We start from the raw sequence: 4,750 nt of genomic DNA on the forward strand, positions 1-4,750 counted from the left end.
GGCAACGTCTTTTCCGTCGGTTGAATATCCCGATAATAGAGGTAATCCCAGCAGGTGCCGTCGTGCGTAGCTTCCACGGCGATGGCCTTGGCCGAATCCATGCTGGAGCCGCCCCCGACACCCAGTACCACCTCGGCGCCGTGGAGCTTGGCAGCCTCGGCCCCGGCCGTGATGCACTCGGTGGTGGGATTGGGTATGATACCATTGAAATGAGCTACCTCCACCCCGGCAGCTATTAAGGAAGCCTTCACCTTTTCAAAAAGCGGCTCAAAGACCGGGTCGACCGGTACGGTCACCAATAAGCAGCGCTTCCCGTACTTGGCCACAGCTTCGCCAACTTCATCGATTCGACCGGATCCAAACCTGATCTCTGTCGGTTGGAAGTAATTGAATTCACGCATGATGTTTACTTCTCCGTTGGGATTTGGTTTATACTACAGTGCCTTAATCCCTCATTAAAGATTCTGCCGATTTGATCTCTCCTGGAATCTTGATCAGTTCACTCGGCAAAGGCGGGGTAGCGCCATTCTGTGAACAGACGAAGCTGGCGACTCGATTAGCATACTCATTAATCCTATCAAGTTGCTCACCACGTAGTAATCCAAGCGCCAGCACTGCCGCGAATGAATCCCCTGCACCCACCGTGTCCGCGACCTGTGCCCGGAAACCGGGATGGTCGGAATCCCTTCCCGGTGTGAAAAGACGGCTGCCACGTTCAGCCCGGGTGAGAGCGACTAGCCGGAGCGCATACCGCTCTGTCAACTGATGGAGTACCCTCGTTTCCGAGCCCTGAACATCACACAGTTCCGCCAGGAACGGCAGCTCCTCATCATTGAGCTTCAGAACGTCCGTCAGCTTTAACAGCGTGTCAATAATTTCTCTGTTGAAATAGGACTGTCTCAGATTGAGATCAAAGAGACGCAGGCATTCCCGCTTTGTGACCTCGAGAAACTGGCGGATCGTCTCCCGTGATACCCGTGATCGCTGGCATAGTGATCCAAAGCAGACTGCGTCCACCTCACCTGCCAATTCTTCCAAGCCTGAATTGTATGGTATGTAATCCCAGGCTACGTTCTCATGGATGGTATAGGCGGGTTTACCGACCGCATCCAGTTCAACCGTTACCGTCCCGGTAGGATGATTTTTGTCAGTAGCGACGTACCGGCGATCAAGACCCAGGTCGTCAAGCCTCGCCAGGATCTCACGACCCGGGCCGTCATCTCCCACGCAGCTGACCACAATACCATTGCCACCCAGGGCTTGGGCATGGTAGGCAAAGTTGGCCGGAGCTCCACCCAGCTGCTTGCCATTGGGCAGCACGTCCCAGAGCACCTCGCCCAGTCCAACTAGGGTATGGCGCTCCTCAACGGAATCTGTCTTTACGTGATCCCCGCTGCCATCCATGACATGTCACATATCGATCATCACCTTCAGGGTCTTGTCGCCCTGTTCGTCGATGAAGGTATAAGCGCTGGCATACTGCTCGAACGGAAAATGTCTGGTCACTAGAGGCTCGGTAATAACATTGCCACCAGCGATGAGCTCTACCGCCCGCTCGTAATCCTCGTGCTTGTACATCAGCGTACCGATCAGGTTGAGCTCTCGGTCACCGACTACAGCCATGTCCACCTGCGGCTTTTCATCAAACACGCCAACGACCACGACCGTGCCGCCCTTTCGAATACTGGTTATCGCATCGTCCAAGGCAGCCTCCACCCCCGCCGCTTCGAAGGCGATATCGAAGCCCTCATCGCCAAAAATCCGCTTCGACGCTTCCGCCATGGATTCGGTTCCGGGATTGGAGATCTCGGTAATACCGCATTGCTGTGCGATCTCCAGGCGGAAATCGCTCCGGTCGCGGATGAGCAGCTTCTCCGACCCACGGCAGCGGGCCACCTGGGCGATGAGGTTGCCGATCGGACCGGCGCCCAGTACGGCTACGCTCTTGCCGGCGAAGGCACCTGCCCGCCCGGTGGAGTGTACCGCCACCGCTGTGGGTTCCACCAGTGCTCCCTGCTCGAAGCTCATGGAGTCGGGGAAGGGAACGATTTTCTGCGGGGTGGTAAGAAACAGGTCCTGCGCGCAGCCGGGGGCCTGAAATCCTTCTACTCTCAGCACGTCACAAATGTTGTAATCCCCCCGGAGACAGGGCCCGCACTCGCCGCACACGATCTGCGGACGGGCCGTGCACTTCATCCCCGGTTGTATAGTGGTGATCCCCTCACCAACGGCTTCCACTATGGCTGAAAACTCATGTCCCTGAACCACCGGGTAGGAGGTGAAGGGATGCTTGCCATGGTTCACATGGATGTCCGAACCGCAAACGCCGATCCGCTGAATCCGCAACAGGATCTCGCCAGAACCCGGGGTCGGCTCCGGCACCTCCCGGAACTCAATCCTGCCTGGTGCGGTCATGACGGCTTGTCGCATGGTCTCCTCTCCTCTAATTCATCATTCAGTCAGGAGCTCACGTTTGTCTGACACGACTTGAGCATACCGACCTTCCATGAACTTCCCCCAATTCTCAGACAAATATTACGTCGAGATAGGAGGGCTTCCAACAGCCCAGCAACGCCGTTTCCCTTTGCCTTCCTACCGTCGGTAAAATAACTTAATCCACTGATTATTCAGACTTGAGTCCACTGGCTCGGTTGTAAGCCCGGCCTGCGGCGGGATTCAGCAACGGACTTTTGATACGCTTTGAGACGGGGAGAATAATCCCCACCTGTGCAGTAAAGTGTAGTTCGTCTCAGTATCGCAGTCCTATTTAGTAAGAGGTATACCCATGATTCGCCTAAGAATGTACAGATGTTTAGCACTTTTGATATGTCTATATCTTTTCTCGGGTTGTGGCAAGAAGAGCGATAGTGTGGCTTTCGATCCAACATCAATAACGGGTCCCTTCCGCTGGGATCGGGCCAGTGGCCAAACCATCAAACTACACCTGAATAAGCATCCTTTTACCGAATCCCTGCTGCCCATCCTGAGTGAATTTACCGGCTTGACGGGTATTGCGGTCGAGTACAGTATCTTATCCGAAGAGGAATATCGCGAAAAGATCATCATTGAACTCTCCAGCCGTTCCGGCTCGGTGGATGTCTTCATGACCGGTCCCTTTACCGCCTGGTCCTATGTACGGGCTGGCTGGCTGGAACCGCTCGATGACTATATGCATAATCCTGCCTTGACGAAAGAGGATTACGATCTGGATGATTTCTTCCCCGCCTTGCTTACGGGGAATAGATGGAATGGAAAACCGGGTTTCCGGAATTACGGCAAAGGCAGCCAATGGGCTATCCCGGTACAGGTGGAGACGTATATCCTTGCGTACCGCAAAGATTGGGCCGGGGAACTGAATCTTAGTCCGCCCAGGAATTATGAGGAGTACTATCGTTTCGCCCGGGCCATGACGCGCGAGATCGACGGTCGCCAGGTACGTGGCGTTACCGCCCGGGGAATAGGCACGTGGTCAACCATTGCCACGGGCTTTCTGACCGGGTATGCATCCTATGGCTGTCGCGATTTTGACGATCAGATGAACTGTACCATCAATACACCTGAGGCGGTTGAGTTCACGAAACTTTGGATTAAGACCATAAAGGAATGTGGTCCGTTAACCTGGACCAGTAATAGCTGGTACGATACAAAAGAACAGTTCGAATCCGGTCATTACGGCATGCTGTTGGATGTAGATTTTTTTGCAGTGGGTTATGAGAATCCAGATAAATCACGCGTGGCTGGCAAGGTGAGCTATGCGCTTGCGCCTGCCGGACCAGAGGGCACCATTCGCTCAAATATCTGGACCTGGGCCTTGGCAATCAACAAATACAGTCGGCAGAAATTAGCGAGCTGGCTTTTTATTCAGTGGGCTACCTCGAAAGAACAGCTGATCGTTGCAGCCGTTGAGGGGAATTGGAATCCGCCTCGTAAATCCGTCTGGGATGAACCAAAGGTGGCGGACATTGCCAGGCAATGGGACGACTATCGGGAAGTGGTCGCGGAAAACCTCCAGAACTATGCTCAGGTGCGCTTTACGCCCCATTCGGAGATCCCGGCTGTCGGGGATCGCTGGGCACGAGCACTACAGGAAATTTGGAGCGGCGCCGATGCACAGAAGACTCTGGATCGAGCCGCCGCCGATATTGACCAAATCATTGAAAAATCCGGCATGAAAACAGTGATCCAATAAATACACCATTACTATTAATGGCTAAACAAGAATTTGTAGAACTCAGAAAAATACGCTGGCAAGACCGGTTTCTCCCTTATTTCATTATCCTACCGGCACTGATTTTGACCATTGGCATCCTCTACCCATTTTTTCTGGCCATATTCTATAGCTTAACGGATTATCGTCTGGTTTCACCCATCCGTCATTTCATCGGTCTGGCCAACTATCTGGATCTACTTCAGGATGTCAATTTCTGGCGTTCGCTAGGGCTCACCCTCGTGTATGCCTCGCTGACAGTGATAGTAGAGGTCCCGCTGGGGCTTGGAGTAGCCATGCTACTCGATCATGAGATCAAGGGCATCCGCTTTTTCCGATTTGTTCTCATTATTCCACTCATGATGCCGCCGGTAATCGCGGCGTTGATGTGGAAAATGATTATGGCCGAAAATGGAGTGTTGAACTTCTTATTGGGATTGATCGGATCAGCACCGGTGGCATGGCTGGCTAATACCTACTCACTTCAGTCTTCGCTACCCCCGAGGGGGCCGCCGGGATGCTGGATCTCCCCGGCAAGTGGGG

At 53.8% G+C, this 4,750-nt stretch carries 5 protein-coding genes; 2 read left to right on the forward strand and 3 right to left on the reverse strand.

The features are described from left to right. The 3 genes from ACETWG_03570 to ACETWG_03580 all read right to left on the reverse strand — a co-directional run. Positions 1 to 401, reverse strand: a 401-nt coding sequence (locus ACETWG_03570) for an iron-containing alcohol dehydrogenase (protein ID MFB0515666.1), incomplete at its 3' end; no start/stop codon positions are given. A 43-nt stretch (positions 402 to 444) separates the two neighbouring features. Further along, entirely contained in the window at positions 445 to 1,404 is a 960-nt protein-coding gene (locus ACETWG_03575; protein MFB0515667.1) for a carbohydrate kinase, read from the reverse strand. Between the two features lie 6 nt (positions 1,405 to 1,410). Beyond that, positions 1,411 to 2,430 carry a zinc-binding dehydrogenase gene (locus ACETWG_03580; GenBank protein ID MFB0515668.1) on the reverse strand — a complete coding sequence of 340 codons (1,020 nt, stop codon included), beginning with the start codon at positions 2,428 to 2,430 and terminating at the stop codon, positions 1,411 to 1,413. A 439-nt stretch (positions 2,431 to 2,869) separates the two neighbouring features. Here ACETWG_03580 and ACETWG_03585 point away from each other — a divergent pair, with 439 nt between their 5' ends. Beyond that, positions 2,870 to 4,189, forward strand: a complete 1,320-nt coding sequence (locus tag ACETWG_03585) for a sugar ABC transporter substrate-binding protein (protein MFB0515669.1) — start codon at positions 2,870 to 2,872, stop codon at positions 4,187 to 4,189. Between the two features lie 17 nt (positions 4,190 to 4,206). Beyond that, on the forward strand, positions 4,207 to 4,750 hold a 544-nt coding region (locus ACETWG_03590; GenBank protein ID MFB0515670.1), incomplete at its 3' end, for a carbohydrate ABC transporter permease.

The sequence above is a fragment of the Candidatus Neomarinimicrobiota bacterium genome (assembly GCA_041862535.1).
Taxonomy (GTDB): Bacteria; Fidelibacterota; Marinisomatia; order SCGC-AAA003-L08; family TS1B11.